The sequence below is a fragment of the Sphaerimonospora sp. CA-214678 genome (assembly GCF_050942215.1).
Lineage (GTDB): Bacteria > Actinomycetota > Actinomycetes > Streptosporangiales > Streptosporangiaceae > Sphaerimonospora.
Genome location: NZ_CP192056.1, coordinates 816,416 through 830,340, shown reverse-complemented (window position 1 = coordinate 830,340; position 13,925 = coordinate 816,416). Strand labels below are relative to the sequence as shown.

The 13,925-nt window shown below is 67.7% G+C and carries 20 protein-coding genes and 1 tRNA gene; 4 read left to right on the top strand and 17 right to left on the bottom strand.

Translation table 11 applies throughout. The features are described from left to right. Positions 1 to 33 precede the first annotated feature (33 nt). The 8 genes from ACQP1K_RS03905 to ACQP1K_RS03870 all read right to left on the bottom strand — a co-directional run bounded on the left by ACQP1K_RS03905 (position 34) and on the right by ACQP1K_RS03870 (position 4,524). Positions 34 to 333, bottom strand: a complete 300-nt coding sequence (locus tag ACQP1K_RS03905; RefSeq protein WP_433499496.1) for a DUF1416 domain-containing protein — start codon at positions 331 to 333, stop codon at positions 34 to 36. Next, positions 333 to 1,172: a sulfurtransferase gene (locus ACQP1K_RS03900; protein WP_433499495.1), complete on the bottom strand. Its 840-nt coding sequence runs from the start codon at positions 1,170 to 1,172 to the stop codon at positions 333 to 335. The genes ACQP1K_RS03905 and ACQP1K_RS03900 overlap by 1 nt, the downstream gene beginning before the upstream one ends. After that, positions 1,169 to 1,384, bottom strand: a complete 216-nt coding sequence (locus ACQP1K_RS03895; protein ID WP_433499494.1) for a DUF4395 family protein — start codon at positions 1,382 to 1,384, stop codon at positions 1,169 to 1,171. The genes ACQP1K_RS03900 and ACQP1K_RS03895 overlap by 4 nt, the downstream gene beginning before the upstream one ends. Positions 1,385 to 1,624: 240 nt before the next feature. Continuing rightward, entirely contained in the window at positions 1,625 to 1,984 is a 360-nt protein-coding gene (locus tag ACQP1K_RS03890) for a thioredoxin family protein (RefSeq protein ID WP_433499493.1), read from the bottom strand. A 27-nt stretch (positions 1,985 to 2,011) separates the two neighbouring features. Then, the gene (locus tag ACQP1K_RS03885; RefSeq protein WP_433499492.1) at positions 2,012 to 2,956 is read right to left on the bottom strand and encodes an anti-sigma factor family protein; all 945 of its coding nucleotides are present in this window, start codon (positions 2,954 to 2,956) and stop codon (positions 2,012 to 2,014) included. Next, complete coding sequence (locus ACQP1K_RS03880) at positions 2,953 to 3,465, bottom strand: sigma-70 family RNA polymerase sigma factor (RefSeq protein ID WP_433499491.1); 513 nt, start codon at positions 3,463 to 3,465, stop codon at positions 2,953 to 2,955. Before ACQP1K_RS03880 ends, ACQP1K_RS03885 begins: the two co-directional genes overlap by 4 nt. Positions 3,466 to 3,547: 82 nt before the next feature. Further along, positions 3,548 to 4,228, bottom strand: coding sequence for an LmeA family phospholipid-binding protein (locus ACQP1K_RS03875; protein WP_433499490.1), 681 nt, complete (start codon positions 4,226 to 4,228; stop codon positions 3,548 to 3,550). Positions 4,229 to 4,275: 47 nt separating this feature from the next. Beyond that, on the bottom strand, positions 4,276 to 4,524 hold the full coding sequence (locus ACQP1K_RS03870; RefSeq protein ID WP_433499489.1) for a MoaD/ThiS family protein: 249 nt from the start codon (positions 4,522 to 4,524) through the stop codon (positions 4,276 to 4,278). Between the two features lie 200 nt (positions 4,525 to 4,724). On the opposite strand from ACQP1K_RS03870, the gene ACQP1K_RS03865 reads away from it, so the two are divergent. Next, positions 4,725 to 5,492, top strand: a complete 768-nt coding sequence (locus ACQP1K_RS03865) for a winged helix-turn-helix transcriptional regulator (protein ID WP_433499488.1) — start codon at positions 4,725 to 4,727, stop codon at positions 5,490 to 5,492. A 216-nt stretch (positions 5,493 to 5,708) separates the two neighbouring features. Further along, positions 5,709 to 6,647, top strand: coding sequence for a mycothiol synthase (mshD, locus tag ACQP1K_RS03860; RefSeq protein ID WP_433499487.1), 939 nt, complete (start codon positions 5,709 to 5,711; stop codon positions 6,645 to 6,647). 58 nt (positions 6,648 to 6,705) lie between these two features. On the opposite strand, the gene ACQP1K_RS03855 is transcribed toward mshD, so the two are convergent. The 3 genes from ACQP1K_RS03855 to dcd all read right to left on the bottom strand — a co-directional run bounded on the left by ACQP1K_RS03855 (position 6,706) and on the right by dcd (position 9,093). Then, positions 6,706 to 7,704, bottom strand: a complete 999-nt coding sequence (locus ACQP1K_RS03855) for an anion permease (RefSeq protein ID WP_433499486.1) — start codon at positions 7,702 to 7,704, stop codon at positions 6,706 to 6,708. A gap of 15 nt (positions 7,705 to 7,719) precedes the next feature. Then, positions 7,720 to 8,337: a DUF47 family protein gene (locus ACQP1K_RS03850; protein WP_055483134.1), complete on the bottom strand. Its 618-nt coding sequence runs from the start codon at positions 8,335 to 8,337 to the stop codon at positions 7,720 to 7,722. 180 nt (positions 8,338 to 8,517) lie between these two features. After that, positions 8,518 to 9,093, bottom strand: a complete 576-nt coding sequence (dcd, locus tag ACQP1K_RS03845; RefSeq protein WP_433499485.1) for a dCTP deaminase — start codon at positions 9,091 to 9,093, stop codon at positions 8,518 to 8,520. 188 nt (positions 9,094 to 9,281) lie between these two features. Between dcd and ACQP1K_RS03840 the strand changes: the two genes are divergently transcribed. Continuing rightward, positions 9,282 to 9,355, top strand: a tRNA-Gly gene (locus ACQP1K_RS03840). An 80-nt stretch (positions 9,356 to 9,435) separates the two neighbouring features. Here ACQP1K_RS03840 and ACQP1K_RS03835 read toward each other — a convergent pair. The 4 genes from ACQP1K_RS03835 to ACQP1K_RS03820 form a co-directional block, all read right to left on the bottom strand. Continuing rightward, positions 9,436 to 9,771, bottom strand: coding sequence for a tyrosine-type recombinase/integrase (locus tag ACQP1K_RS03835; protein ID WP_433499484.1), 336 nt, complete (start codon positions 9,769 to 9,771; stop codon positions 9,436 to 9,438). A 72-nt stretch (positions 9,772 to 9,843) separates the two neighbouring features. Continuing rightward, positions 9,844 to 10,071, bottom strand: a complete 228-nt coding sequence (locus ACQP1K_RS03830; protein WP_433499483.1) for a helix-turn-helix domain-containing protein — start codon at positions 10,069 to 10,071, stop codon at positions 9,844 to 9,846. Further along, the gene (locus ACQP1K_RS03825) at positions 10,068 to 11,642 is read right to left on the bottom strand and encodes a replication initiator (protein WP_433499482.1); all 1,575 of its coding nucleotides are present in this window, start codon (positions 11,640 to 11,642) and stop codon (positions 10,068 to 10,070) included. The genes ACQP1K_RS03830 and ACQP1K_RS03825 overlap by 4 nt, the downstream gene beginning before the upstream one ends. 38 nt (positions 11,643 to 11,680) lie before the next feature. Beyond that, entirely contained in the window at positions 11,681 to 11,899 is a 219-nt protein-coding gene (locus tag ACQP1K_RS03820; protein WP_433499481.1) for a hypothetical protein, read from the bottom strand. On the opposite strand from ACQP1K_RS03820, the gene ACQP1K_RS03815 reads away from it, so the two are divergent. Then, a complete protein-coding gene (locus ACQP1K_RS03815; RefSeq protein ID WP_433499480.1) occupies positions 11,898 to 12,344 on the top strand; it encodes a hypothetical protein in 447 nt (148 codons plus the stop codon). The genes ACQP1K_RS03820 and ACQP1K_RS03815 overlap by 2 nt on opposite strands. On the opposite strand, the gene ACQP1K_RS03810 is transcribed toward ACQP1K_RS03815, so the two are convergent. Together ACQP1K_RS03810 and ACQP1K_RS03805 are read right to left on the bottom strand one after the other, a co-directional pair. Further along, positions 12,325 to 12,885 (bottom strand): NUDIX hydrolase, encoded by a 561-nt coding sequence (locus tag ACQP1K_RS03810; protein ID WP_433499479.1) that lies wholly within the window; start codon positions 12,883 to 12,885, stop codon positions 12,325 to 12,327. The genes ACQP1K_RS03815 and ACQP1K_RS03810 overlap by 20 nt on opposite strands. 125 nt (positions 12,886 to 13,010) lie before the next feature. Beyond that, positions 13,011 to 13,904 carry a Shedu anti-phage system protein SduA domain-containing protein gene (locus ACQP1K_RS03805; RefSeq protein ID WP_433501479.1) on the bottom strand — a complete coding sequence of 298 codons (894 nt, stop codon included), beginning with the start codon at positions 13,902 to 13,904 and terminating at the stop codon, positions 13,011 to 13,013. Between the last annotated feature and the right edge of the window lie 21 nt (positions 13,905 to 13,925).

Sequence of the window (13,925 nt, the reverse complement as noted above, 5' to 3'; positions counted from 1 at the left end):
CCGGCCTTCGGCGGTGGATGCGCGGAAAGACAATCAGACGGTGACCGCGAGCTGGGCGACCTCGCCGAGCCTGGCCTCGACCGACACGTCCTTCGTGACGCCGCCGCCCGCGATTATCCGGACCGTCCACTGGCCCGGGGCGGCGAAGAAACGGAAAATGCCCTCGTCGGAGACCACGACCTCACCGGTGAACTCACCGGAGTCGTCGAGCAGCCGTGCGTAGGCCGTACCGGGGCCGGAGACGACCCCCTGGATGACGGCCTGAGTGGACAGGTCGATCCCGGCGGGCAGCGCGACGGTCTGCTCCGGGGCGGCGCAACCCTGCGTTGTCATCAGCGGGCCTCCCCAAGCTCGATCGGCACGCCCACGAGCGAGCCGTACTCGGTCCACGATCCGTCGTAGTTCTTCACGTTGGGCTGCTCGAGCAGCTCGTGCAGCACGAACCAGGTGTGCGCGGAACGCTCGCCGATACGGCAGTACGCGATGGTGTCCTTGCCGAAGTCGACGCCGGCCCCCGCGTAGAGCTCCTTGAGCTCCTCGTTCGAGCGGAACGTGCCGTCGTCGTTGGCCGCCTTCGACCACGGGATGTTCCGGGCGGTGGGCACGTGGCCGCCCCGCTGCGCGGCCTCCTGCGGAACGTGGGCCGGGGCGAGCAGCTTGCCGGTGAACTCGTCGGGCGAGCGAACGTCGACCAGGTTCAGGGTGCCGATCGCGGCGACGACGTCGTCGCGGAACGCGCGGAGCGAGAGGTTCTGCTCCGTGGCCCGGTAGGTCGTGGCCGGCCGCTCGACCACGTCGGTGACCAGCTCGCGGGAGTCGAGCTCCCACTTCTTGCGGCCGCCGTCGAGCAGCTTCACGTTCTCGTGGCCGTAAAGCTTGAAGTACCAGTACGCGTAGGCGGCGAACCAGTTGTTGTTGCCACCGTAGAGGACCACGGTGTCGTCGTTGGCGATGCCGCGGGCCGACAGCAGGGCCTCGAAGCCCGCCTTGTCGACGAAGTCACGGCGGACCGGGTCCTGGAGGTCGTCCCTCCAGTCGATCTTCACGGCACCGCGGATGTGGCCCTTGTCATAGGCGCTGGTGTCCTCGTCGACCTCGACGAGCACGACACCGGGCGTGTCGAGGTTGGCCTCAACCCAATCGGCGTCCACCAGCACGGCGGAACGACTCATGACATTCTCCCAGGTTGTAGACGGCGGATGAGCAAGTACATTTCGCAGCCGAGGCAGAGGCCGACGACTGCGGTGAGAAATGCGGCCGGCAGTGCCGCTGCTGTCGCACCCAAGGCGGGCGGGGCGATCCCGACCGCGGATCCGATCAGTCCCACGACCGCGGACGCCGGACCCGCCTGTGCCGCGAGCAGCCGTCCGCTGCGCGGGGCCATGACGGCCGCGGGAACCGTAAATGTCAGGGCCGCACCGGAACGTGGGCCACGCGGGTCGATTTGCATCGTACGGGATGCTCCTGAAGGATTCGCGGAAAACGGCACGCAGCCGCGGGAATCACCCTCAGGCCATGCGACAGAGCGAAGTCGCGACGCGGCAGAAATCGACCGCGCGCCGCTTCGTGAGCGGCTCTGTCGTGGGAGTCATGACCAAGACAGTACCCGTCGTCTCGCAATCTGTCACTCGCTGTCCGCTTGTTGAGATGTTCCATGAGACGGATCGACCATCGCAACACCGAGCGCGGCGATCACATCGACCTTCCGCGGCTGGCCGGAGGCCCGCTTCACCACGTTCCCCGAGCCGTCGAGCACGAGCACGGTCGGCGTGCGCAGCACGTCGAAACGCCGGACGAGATCGAGCCGCGATTCGGCGTCGACCTCGACGTGACCGACCCCCGGCACCATCGCGGCCACCTCGCTGAGGATTCGCCGGGTCGCCTGGCAGGGCCGGCAGAAGGCCGTGGAGAAGTGCACGAGCGTGGCCCGCTCGCCGAGGTCGGCGCCGAGGTCGGCGGCGAGAACATCGATCGCTGTCATCATGCTGTGGAACCCGCGACCCGCCACGTTTCATTCCCCGGACACGGACGCGAACGGAGCCGAGGTCGTCACGACCGTACGTCCGTCCGAGGTGACCAGTTCCAGGCGGCGGATGTCACCGGCCGACAGCGAGGTCGACCCCTCGAAGACGTTCTTGCCCGGTCCGTGCTCCCCCGGTCCGGCCGGCCAGCTGCCGACCGTCGTCGCCGCGCCGTCCGGGCCGATGACGCGCAGCGTGCACGTCGTTCCCCCGGGCACCCCCGAGACCATGGCGCGCAGGTCGGTCCCGCTCTCCTTGGCGGTGAGCCGTACGGCGAGGGTCACGTCTCCGCTCCGCCCACGCGCCTCCGAGACCCGCGGAACCTCTGCCGTGGCGAGCGTCTCGGCCTCAGGGCCCGGCGTCGCGGTGCCGGGAGTCGGCCGCACAGCCGTCTCCTGCGGAGCCGTCTCCCGCGGGTCCGCGGCCGGCTGGGAGCTCGCCGCCGACGGCCTGGCGACCCCGGTGCGTGACTCGTGCGGCCGGATCGCGAAGGGCTGATCGGCGGAGCGTTCGGCCGACTCCCGCTGGTCCCGCGGCGCCACGCCGCCGCCGTCGGCCGCGGTGGAGGAGACCGCGGCGGACCCGGCCGCCACGCTCGCGTCCTGAGCCGGCCGCGCGGCCGACAGCCATGCCGTACCACCCAGCGCGGCCACGACCACCGAGGCGGCGAGCGCCAGCATCGTCCGCGAGCGGCGGCCACGCCGGGCCGAGGCGGCGATCAGCCGCTCCAGCACCACCGGCGGCGGCGCGGCGGCCACCTCGATGTCCTGCTCGGACACCCGGCCGAGCACGGCGGGCAGCCCCGACAGCTCGGCGAGCTCGGCCCGGCACGCGGGACATGTGTCCAGGTGCGCCTCGACCTCGGCCCTCTCCTCGGAGTCGAGCGCGCCCAGGACATAGACCCCGAGCGACATCCTCACGTCGTCGCAGGTCATGGCGCCAACCCCCGTTCCTCCAGGGCGAGCTTCAGCGCCCGGAGCGCGTAGTAGGTCCGCGATTTGACCGTACCCTGCGGGATGCCGAGGACCTCGGCCGCCTCCTTCACCGATCTCCCCCGGTAGTACGTCTCCAGGACCACCTCGCGATGCTCGGGACGCAGTGAGGCCAGCGCCTCCGCGACCGCCCACGACTCGACGGCCCGCTCGAGCTCGTCACCGGCGGGCAGCACGGCCAGCGCCTCGTCCCCCGTCTCCTGCGGCCGCGACCTGCGTGCGCGGTGCTGGTCGACGACGAGGTTGCGGGCGACGGTGAACAGCCACGCGCGGATCGGCCGCCCTTCGAGCACCGAGGGGTGCCGCCATGCCCGTAGCAGCGTCTCCTGCACCACGTCCTCCGCCCGGCCCGGATCACCGGTCAGCCGCAGCACGTAACCGTACAGCGGCCCTCCGTGATCCTCGTAAAGTGCGCGTATGAGCTCCTCGTCGGCGGTTCCGGCTGGACTCACATCTCCATCACGTACGGCGGAGCCGCCAGGTTCATCGGAGTCGTCCGCCGCCGGCCCGCCCGCGCCCTCGGGGCGATCCGGTTCAGTGGAGTGGGACATCGGTGGCTTCGCCCTGGATCGCGAGCCCCTGGGGCGTCGACTTCACCTTGGTGATCTTCAGGTTGAGCGGCAGGTCCTTCACGGGGACGGTGAAACCGATGTGCTTGGCCACGTTCGGCACGGAGAGACCACCCGCGATCTTCACATCGGCCGGCGTGAGCCGTACCGCTCCCGGAACCACCTCGATCTTCAGGCTGGCTGTGACGGGCACCGTCCGGCCGAGCACGGTCACGTCGCCGGAGACCTTCAAGGTGTCGCCACCGTCCCCCTCGACGCGGATGCCGCGCGGAGCCCGGGCGGACAGGGTCTCCCGGGAGATCACCGCGGTCCCGGTGACGCGCTCGGCCCGGATCTGGACCTTCGACGCGTTCTGGATCAGATCGGCGAGGGGCGCGGTCACGCCGTTCAGCGTCGCGTCGATGCTCGACAGCTGGATGCCCTCCCGGGTGATCGGCCCGATGCCGACGCCGATCTCCTCGTAACGCCCGGAGACGGCCTGGGTGAGGAACGGGAAACCCTCGATGTCAACGGACGGCGGCTCCGACAGGTCGTACGCGCTCTGGACCTGCCGGGCGATCTCCCGCTCGGCCCCGGCCACGGCCACCCGGTCGACGACGGCGAGCAGGACGGCGAGCACGATCAGCGACACGATCAACTTGCGCATCCGACTCCTCCGTGGAGCAGACCAGGCCGGGCGAACAGCCTAGTCGCTCATCCCCCGGCGAAGGGGGGTAAAACTTCGACCACGACGCCCTGTGGAAGGTCGATCGTAGCCGGATCGCGCAGTCCCGCCGGAGCGCCGTCGACGAGGAAGGAGGATCGGCGTAACACCTGCTCGATCCGTGGATTCCGGGCGATCTGCGTGATCAGCTCGCCCAGTGTCCCGGCGGAGAACGACTCCTCCTCGACACCGGCGGCCTCCTTCGCCGCAGCCCAATAACGGACCGTACCCGTGGCCATCGCCGTCAGCTCCCTCCAATACCGGCGCGTTATGAATACCGGACGTGTGACGTGCTGTTAACACGCCGGACGCACACCGGACGCATAAGTGCTGTGAGCTACCCTACGAAGTGATGGACCTGGGCGACGTGGCCCCCGGGTCCTTACGTGTTTTTGTACGGCTAAAGCTACGGCTATGGCTGCGCGCCGGGGAGGCGAACGTGAGCAATCTGCTCCTGCTGACCAACGCGCTGGAACCCTCGGCCCGGATACTTCCCGCACTCGGACTGCTCCTGCACTCGGTCCGGGTGGCGCCGGCCGAGGCCACCGTGCTGATCAACGCCCAGCCGGCGGACGCCGTACTGGTCGACGCCCGTCGCGAGCTCGTCCAGGCCAAGAGCCTGTGCCGGCTGCTGCGCACCACCGGTGTCACCTGCCCGCTCATGGTGATCGTCACCGAGGGCGGCCTGGCCGCGATGTCGGCCGAGTGGGGGGTCGACGACGTCCTCATCGACACGGCCGGTCCCGCCGAGGTCGAGGCCCGCCTGCGGATGGCCTTCGGGAAGCTGGCGCTGCAGACCGCCGAGGAGGTCCCGGACGAGATCCGCAGCGGCGACCTGTCCATCGACGAGGCGACCTACACCGCCCGTCTGCGCGGCCGGGTGCTCGACCTCACGTTCAAGGAGTTCGAGCTGCTGAAGTATCTCGCCCAGCACCCCGGCCGGGTCTTCAGCCGTGCACAGTTGCTGCAGGAGGTGTGGGGCTACGACTACTTCGGGGGGACCCGTACGGTCGACGTGCACGTCCGCCGCCTGCGGGCGAAACTCGGCGCCGAGAACGAGTCGCTGATCGGGACGGTGCGCAACGTCGGCTACCGGTTCGTCCCCAGCGAGCCGCAGGCCGAACCGCGCGCGGAGCCGCAGCCGCGGACCCGCAGGGAGACGAAGGCCAAGCAGCGGACCGGCGCGCGGACCAGGCCGGCGCACTGAGGCCAGGCCCCGCGCTGAGGCCAGGGTCCGCGCGTTCAGGCCGGCGCGTCAGCCGATCTGTCGCGTCAGGACGCCGGGGTCGTGTTTCCTGAAGATTAGAGCGATGACCGCGATATCAAATGGCGTAAAGGAAACGAACCATTGTGCTCACCCGCGGCTGGTGCCGTAGACGCCCCCGGGTTCCGCCTCGTTACCGGGTCACCTAATGTGCGAGACATGAATACGCATGTGGAGATTCAGGGGCGGCTCGGGGACGAGCAGGTGGCGGACGTGCTGGCACTCGTCGAGGCGGCCGCCGAGGCCGACGGCGTCCGCCCGCTCAATGAGCACGTGATGCTCCACCTACGATATGGCGGCGATCCCGGGGCCAGAGCCGTACTCATCCGAATGGACGGGGAGAACGGGGAACTGGCCGGCTTCGCGCATCTGGACCCGGCCGACCCGGTCGAGGGCCCGAGCGGCGAGCTGGTGGTGCACCCCGCGTTCCGCGGACGCGGTGTCGGACGGCGGCTGCTGGAGGCGGTCCTGACGGAAAGCGGCGGCCGGCTCCGCCTGTGGGCGCACGGCGATCATCCCGCCGCCTCCCGGCTCGCGGCGAGTCTGGGCCTCACCCGGGCCAGGTCGCTGTGGAAGATGCGGCGCTCGCTGTCCGATCCGCTGCCCGCCGTACGGCTCCCCGAGGGCGTACGGCTGCGCACGTTCGAGCCGGAACGGGACGAGGAGGCCTGGCTCGCGCTCAACGCGCAGGCCTTCGCCACCCACCCCGAGCAGGGCGCGTGGACGTTCGACGACCTGAAGCGGCGTGAGCAGGAGCCGTGGTTCGACCCGGCCGGTTTCTTCCTGGCCGTACGGCCGGGCCCGGCTGACGGGCACGACAGGCTGGTGGGGTTCCACTGGACGAAGGTCGACCGTGGCGGCACCGGGGACGGTGACGGCCACGAGCCGATCGGCGAGGTCTACGTGGTGGGGGTGTCCCCGGACGAGCGGGGCACCGGCCTGGGCCGGGCGCTGACGCTCGCCGGGCTGGCGCACCTGCGCTCGCTCGGCCTGGCCCAGGTGATGCTCTATGTGGACGAGGAGAACGTCCCGGCGATCCGGCTGTATGAGTCCATCGGCTTCACCCGATGGGACACGGACGTCATGTACCGCCGGTAGCCGGGTAACGGGCCGGTCGTGGGTGCCCTGCGGTTCCTCCTCCGCGTCGCTCTCGGCCCTAGTGGAAGATCAGGTGTAGGCCGAAGTAGGACAGGGCCGCGACCAGGGCGGCGGCGGGGATCGTGAGCACCCACGCGGTGACGATGTTTCCCGCGATGCCCCACCGTACGGCTGACAGACGCCGGGTGGCGCCCACGCCCATGATCGCGCTGGTGATGGTGTGCGTGGTCGAGATCGGCGCACCGAAGCCCATGGCCGCCGTGTACAACACGGACGCCGCGGCCGCCTCGGCCGCGAACCCGCGCGGCGGGTCCAGATGAATGATCCGGCGGCCAAGGGTGCGCATGATGCGCCATCCGCCGGCGTACGTGCCGAGTGAGATCGCCAACGCGGAAGCGGTGATGACCCACTCGGGGATGTCGGCCGTGGGTGACACGTACCCGCCGACGACCAGGGCGAGGAAAATCACACCCATGGTCTTCTGCGCGTCCTGCATGCCGTGGCCGAGAGCCATCGCGGCGGCGGACACCGTCTGGGAGTACCGGAATCCCCGACTCGACTTGTGCGGATTGGTCCGGCGGAACAACCACAAGATCGCGATCATTATCACGCCGCCGAGGACGAAGCCGATAACGGGCGACAGGACCATGGGGATGACGACCTTCGAGACCACTCCGCCCCACTGGACGGTGGCGCTCGCGGCCAGCGCCGCGCCCACCAGCCCTCCGATGAGGGCATGGCTGCTCGACGACGGCAGGCCGAAATACCACGTGATGAGGTTCCAGATGATCGCGCCGATCAGCGCGCCCCCCACGATGAGCAGGCCCTGCCGGCCGTTCGGGGCGTCGATGATCCCTTTGCCGACCGTCTGGGCCACCGATGTGCCGAGATGGGCGCCGATGAAGTTCATGACGGCTGCCATGAGCAGTGCGACCCGCGGCGTCAGCGCCCGCGTCGAGACCGAGGTCGCGATCGCGTTCGCCGCGTCGTGGAAGCCGTTGGTGTAGTCGAAGATCAGCGCGATCACGATCACGCCGATGACGAGGGCGAGCTCCACTTGGCTTTCCCGCGCCTAGCTTTCCTTGACCGCGATCGACTCGATCGTGTTCGCCACGTGCTCGAAGGCATCGGCGGCGAACTCGAGTTGCTCGATCACCTCGCGCATCTTCATGACGGTGAGCGTGTCGAACTCCCCGCTGAAGAGCTTGGCCAGCAGGCGACGATACACCTGGTCGGCCTGGTTCTCGAGTCGGTTGATCTCGATCCAGTACTCGTTGAGGTGCTGCATCGAGCGCAGCCGCGGCATCGCGTCGGCGGTCAACTCCGCCGCGCGCTCCAACACCTCGACCTGGAGCACGACCTCTTTGGGGAGACGTTCGATCTGGTAGAGGACGATGAGGTCGGCGGCGGCCTCCATGAAGTCCACCACATCGTCGAGGTTCGAGGCGAGGCGGTAGATGTCCTCACGATCGAACGGAGTGATGAAGCTTTCATTGAGCCGCCTCATGATCGCGTGAGTGTGCTCGTCGCCTGCGTGTTCGCAGGCGCGCATCTTCTCCGCGAGGGCGTCCCGGTCCGAACCGTCGCTGATGATCTCGACAAGGAGGCGGGACGCGGTAACGATGTTGTTGGCCGACTCGGCGAACAAATCGTAGAAGCTGTCCTCACGAGGCGTGAGACGCAGTCGCACGTGGTTTCTCCAGATGTGCGGGGATGGTCCGCAGAGAAGAGTACGGCTTGGGCCTGGAAAGACGAAGTTCGGCCCTGGCTAACCCGCCTGTAACCCTCTCCTCCTTGTCGTTGCCCCGATGCTCGCAGGAAACACGTGGCCCGGAGGAGCTCCCCGGGCCGTACGGCCATCCAGGCCGGGTCAGACCCGCGTCCGGTAGAAGTTGAGGAACGACCGGCTCGGCGTCGGGCCCCGCTGCCCCTGGTAGCGGGAGCCGTACTTGGCCGAGCCGTACGGGAACTCGGCCGGCGAGCTGAGCCGGAACATGCACAGCTGCCCGATCTTCATGCCCGGCCACAGCTTGATCGGGAGCGTGGCGACGTTGGAGAGTTCGAGCGTGACGTGCCCCTCGAAGCCGGGATCGATGAACCCGGCTGTGGAGTGCGTCAGCAGACCCAGCCTGCCCAGGCTCGACTTGCCCTCGAGGCGCGACGCGATGTCGTCGGAAAGACTGATCACCTCATAGGTGCTGGCGAGCACGAACTCACCCGGGTGGAGGATGAACGGCTCATCGCCGTCCGGCTCGACCATCCGGGTCAGGTCGGGCTGCTCCGTCGACGGGTCGATATGCGGGTATCGGTGGTTTTCGAAGACCCGGAAGTACCGATCCAGCCGCACGTCCACGCTGGACGGCTGGATCATCTCGGGATCGTACGGGTCGATCTTGACCCGGCCCGATTCGATTTCGGCGCGTAGGTCACGGTCGGAAAGCAGCACGCAAGCAAGGCTAGTGGCCCCCGCACAGGTCCAGGACTCGGCCGGTGCTCCCGGTCGCATGCCCCTGTGCGAGCGGCCGTACGGCGGGGCCGGGTCTGGCGATCCGGCCACGTTCTGGGCCGGGGTATGCAGCAGCACGCCGAGTTTCCGCTAGAGTATGAGCGCGGTCGGCTCCACGGTCGACCGATGCGGGTGTAGTTCAATGGCAGAACATCAGCTTCCCAAGCTGATAGCGCGGGTTCGATTCCCGTCACCCGCTCCAAGCCCGAAGGCCCAGGTCAGGGACAGATTCCCGACCCGGGCCTTGATTGCTTTCGGGGTCATGTCGATCTTCCGTGCCCGTTACGTGCCCGATCCGTCTGGATCTTGCTTGCTCAGCGCCTCCTCGGCGAGCTTCCCGAGCGCGTCGGCGATGGCCCGGTCCCGTTCCATCGCGGTGTGCTGATAGATCAGCGCGGCCCGCGTGGTCGAGTGCCCCATGCGGTTCATCAGCTCTCGCAGAGTCGCGCCGGACTGCGAAGCGAACGTGTTCCCAGTGTGACGGAGATCATGGAAGTGGAAGCCGCTGAGCTTCGCGTCCTTGATTGCCTTGCTCCATATCCGGGTGAAGTTCGCCCTCCGAAGCTGGGCGCCCTTCCCGCTTGGTCGCGAAGGTGGACCGTGCCGGACGGTCGACACCGTCAGGACCGGGGTAGCGAGCCTGGAAACGTCCCGAGGGCAGCTTGCGCACACGTCCGAACCGCCGCTTGCTCATGCCGCCCTCCCGGATCGCGTAGTGATGGGCTGGACCAGTCCGGCCGCTATGAACTCGTCGAGCACGGATTCGGGAATGCGTACCTTCCTACCGAGGCGCACGAAGGTGATCCGACGTTCCTCGATGAGACGCCGGGGGAAGCGTTCGCTCGTGCCGAGCCGTTCGGCGACCTCGGCGACCGTGAGCAGGCGGTCACCCCGTGGCCTTGTCGAGGTCTTGCTCATGCAGCCCTCCCCTCAGTTGCCGAAAGATCTTGTCCGTCTGCTTCGGCTCTCAGCCGGTCCATGTGGTCGCGCCAGCGCTGGCGTTCGTGGACCGAGCGCAACAGCCGTACGCCGATCGGGGCCAGGTCGGGATCGGTCGGCATGACCGACCGCCAGAGGTAGCGGTGCGGGTCAGATGATTGATCGGGCAGGCCGAGGGCTTCCAGGACCCAGGTGCGGCGGTCCTGCTTGTGCTCGGTCAGCGACTTGTTGGACCACTTGCGGGAGACGAGGACGCGGCGGCCCGCGTAGCCGAGGTGTTCGGGCTTGTGGGCCTTGCCCTTGCACCGGCCCGGAGCCATGCCCGCCTTGGCGTCCTTGGGCTGGATCCCGTACCGCAGCCAGTTCGGGCACGTCGGCGCGCACGGCTCGAACCGCAGCGCGTCGAGCAGCCGCTCAGCGTGCAGGCGCTGTGCCGGGTTGTCGGTGTCGAGGCCGTCACCGATGCTCTTGGTGAGGTACTTGGCCAGGTAGCGGATGCACTGATCGGCATCCGGCGACCCCGCGAGGACGCCTTGGACGTCGAGCTGTTCGCCGAAGCGGAGCACGTGCAGGGGTTCGGCGTCCTCGTCGGCGTCGAGCTGGTCGAGAGCCTGATCCCAGGTCGGCAGGACCTCCCCCGTGGTCGGGTCGAGGTAGCCGACCCCATCCGCCCACACCGGCAGGTGGTCACCCTCGAAGACGACCCGGTCAACCAGCGGCCACCACACGTGGTGGTAGGTCGCCGCGACGATCTGCCGCAGCTCTGCCCGTGGCAGGGTGCCGCGCACGGCCATGTGCAGATGCGGCGCGAGCCGCTTCTGAGGCTCGACCGTGGCGAAGTACTGCACGTCATAGCCCGCCACGCGGCGGAGGTTCTGCACGAAGCGATCCACCAGCTTGGAGAAGTGCAGCGCATCCCGGGCCGCCCGCGCATAGTCGTACGAGGCTGGATCGACGGGCACGCCGTCGCGCACCTTGCCGTACGACGGGAGCGTGAGCGTGAGGAACATCGACGGGCGGAAGGTCTTGCCGTCCCGGCTGGTGAAGGTCCGCCCGAGCGTGGTAGCGCTCATCTGCCGCTTGGGCAGGTCCGGTGCGTCCTGCCGCCGCCGAGTGGACCGTGACCGCTTGCCGGAGGTGCGGCCGAGGACGTTGCCTCGCATGCCTGCCCGGTTGATCTCTTCGTCAAGGTCGGCTAGGGCGGCGTCCAGGTCGGTGGTGTCGTCGCCGGCCTTTTCGGTCTGGTCGCGCCAGACCTGGGCGTCGGCCCGCAGCTCGACGAGGTGGCGCTGATAGTCGTCGGCCTCGTTGGGGGTGTTGACCGGCTCCTGGTCGAGGTGCCAGCCCTCCCGGCACTGGGCCATCCGGAGTTGCCGGTTCCGTTTGGCGCACGGCGGGCACTTGCTTTCCAGCGTGGCCCCGCACGGCACATCGACGACGTCGGTCTGTCCGGTGACGAGGTCCATGCGTTTGAGCGGGACCGGGCGGATGCACACGCCGTACTGTTTGGCGATCTCTTCGACGACGTCCCGGGCGAGCGGCATCGACATCCGCACCGCCCGAGGCGTCGACCGATCGTTCGGGTGAATCACCAGCCACCCCCACACGAGCCGACCACGTCAACGGCGTCAAGGCTGTCGAGCCCGTCGAGGGAGTCGAGGAGGCTGGGACCGTCAACCAGGACGCGGGCTTTGTGGCCGCATTCGGCGCACTCGACGATGCCGTGCAGAGCGTCGAGCCAGAGCGCGTCGAGGGTGCCGCAGCCGGGGCAGTGCAGGCCGTCGAGGATGTGGGCGAGACAGGTCATGGTCAGGCGGGCCCGACTGCGCACGTGGCTGTTCGCCGCCGAGGCCGAGGCCGCCGCGATCCTCGGAGACGAGGCAACCTGCCGCACCGCACTCGACCAGGCCGCCGCGCTCCTCCCCGACGGCAACGGCGACCCGGACATGCCCTACCTGTCCATCAACGCCCACCATCTGGCCCGCTGGCGCGGCAACTGCCTGGTCCGCTTCGGCGACCCCGGCACCGTCGAGGACCTGCGCTCAGCACTGGCCGGGATGGACGGCACCTACAACCGCGCCGAAGCCGCGCTCCGCTGCGACCTGGGACACGCCCTGCTCGCCCTCGGCGAAGCGCAAGCGGCCCAGCCCCACATCCAGCGCGCGCAGCAACTCGCGACCATGACCGGCTCACGACGTCAACGCAAGCGCATCGACGAACTCTCCCGAGCGGTTACCCGCGCCCTGCGCTGAGCCGATCCCGAGCCGCGTACAAGCCGACCAGCGTCCCCGAGGTCCAGATGTCACCCCGGGCGATCATGTCCGGGATCTCCTTCCACGGCACCCACTCGATCAAGTCGGCCTTGATCTCCCCCGACGGCTCCTTGACGAACTCCGCACCCCGGGCAAGGAACAGGTTGTGCTCGGAGTCGACCATGCCCGCCATCGGCTGATAGGTGATCAGCGGCTCGATCTCGCTGACCCGATACCCGGTCTCCTCCTCCACCTCACGAGCTGCGGTCAGCATGGGGTCCTCACCGGCCTCAATCAGGCCCCCGGGCAATTCCCAGCCCCACCGGTCGAACAGGAACCGGTGGCGCCACATCATCAACACTCGATCCTGCTCATCCACCACCACGGCGATAGCAGCCCGGTCCAGATGCACCGCGTGATGCTCGAACCGCTCACCATCCGGGATCTCGACATCGACCAAGCCCAGCCGGATCCACCGGTTGTCATAGATCAACCGCTCACCGTGCACGATCCAGCGAGTCTGCTCCTCATTGGTAGCCACACCGCGACGCTACCGCCCAACATCGCCTACGTACACGAGAACGCCGCTAGCAACTGTGGCCTGTCTCCTTGACACCCCTACACGTAGTTGCTATCCCCAACCAGACCACCTTGGCGAGCAATCGCTTACTCAGTACGACGTCGCGCTACGGAAAATCGCATTCCGGAAGGGCGCGATTGCATTGCCTCTAATATATCGAGCAGCTCTCTCTTTCGCACGCCACTTATATCCAGACTCGCCCGAATCGCCATATCCCAGCCATCGACATTTGAGATGAATTCAGGATTGACGACAGGAAAGTCGAAGGTTGCGGGCGCGGCAACCGCACGAAGAACGCCATCCCGGGTTAGTTCGACCGTCCCATACCTCAAAGCATTAGAATCCGGCCCAAGAGCATCGAAGGTCATAAGAACTTCATCGCTCAAGTTTGCAGTTAGGCCCGCTCTTAGTCTCCGTACACGAGGGTTGCTATCGAACTCTGAGCGCCGCCCATGGATGACAATAAAATGAGGCCTGAGCAGTCTCTCAGCCATGACACGGGGGACTCTGTACATATGTACAAACTGGGCCGCGTTATGAGGATCCATGAACCAGCTGCGCCAAGCAGCCACCTGACTACGGGCGGAAGTCAGATCCGAGTGCTGCACGTTCCCGTCATCCCGAAACCATTTCTTATCCGGCCGTTCAATCTCAATGCATATTGGCATCAAGTAGGCACTGTCGGTTGCGATCCACATAAAGTCCGGCTGACGTTCGGCCAACCCGGGCAGAACCGGCTGCCTAATCACAGCCGCCGGCCACGGAGTCCAACCTGTGCGCATCGTCGGACCGCTCGACCCAGGTATGAGGCTCGGATGACGCTCCAGGAAGCCTTGCGCGACCTTCTCCACGTGGAAGGCGTCCCCAGAAACCAGTCGTCTCCACTCATCCGACAGCGCCTGTGCGTAGACGTCGGCTTCTGTCGATCTTGAGGCAGACTCCACCGCGGCAGGCCAACCCGGTAGATCCCCTATGACCATGGGGCTCATCATGCCATAGAT

Coding starts and splice junctions, on each gene's coding strand:
- ACQP1K_RS03905 (WP_433499496.1), bottom strand. CDS start 333: ATGACAACGCAGGGTTGCGCCGCCCCGGAGCAGACCGTCGCGCTGCCC.
- ACQP1K_RS03900 (WP_433499495.1), bottom strand. CDS start 1,172: ATGAGTCGTTCCGCCGTGCTGGTGGACGCCGATTGGGTTGAGGCCAAC.
- ACQP1K_RS03895 (WP_433499494.1), bottom strand. CDS start 1,384: ATGGCCCCGCGCAGCGGACGGCTGCTCGCGGCACAGGCGGGTCCGGCG.
- ACQP1K_RS03890 (WP_433499493.1), bottom strand. CDS start 1,984: ATGATGACAGCGATCGATGTTCTCGCCGCCGACCTCGGCGCCGACCTC.
- ACQP1K_RS03885 (WP_433499492.1), bottom strand. CDS start 2,956: ATGACCTGCGACGACGTGAGGATGTCGCTCGGGGTCTATGTCCTGGGC.
- ACQP1K_RS03875 (WP_433499490.1), bottom strand. CDS start 4,228: ATGCGCAAGTTGATCGTGTCGCTGATCGTGCTCGCCGTCCTGCTCGCC.
- ACQP1K_RS03870 (WP_433499489.1), bottom strand. CDS start 4,524: ATGGCCACGGGTACGGTCCGTTATTGGGCTGCGGCGAAGGAGGCCGCC.
- mshD (WP_433499487.1), top strand. CDS start 5,709: ATGAATACGCATGTGGAGATTCAGGGGCGGCTCGGGGACGAGCAGGTG.
- ACQP1K_RS03830 (WP_433499483.1), bottom strand. CDS start 10,071: ATGAGCAAGACCTCGACAAGGCCACGGGGTGACCGCCTGCTCACGGTC.
- ACQP1K_RS03825 (WP_433499482.1), bottom strand. CDS start 11,642: ATGTCGATGCCGCTCGCCCGGGACGTCGTCGAAGAGATCGCCAAACAG.
- ACQP1K_RS03815 (WP_433499480.1), top strand. CDS start 11,898: ATGGTCAGGCGGGCCCGACTGCGCACGTGGCTGTTCGCCGCCGAGGCC.
- ACQP1K_RS03820 (WP_433499481.1), bottom strand. CDS start 11,899: ATGACCTGTCTCGCCCACATCCTCGACGGCCTGCACTGCCCCGGCTGC.
- ACQP1K_RS03805 (WP_433501479.1), bottom strand. CDS start 13,904: ATGGTCATAGGGGATCTACCGGGTTGGCCTGCCGCGGTGGAGTCTGCC.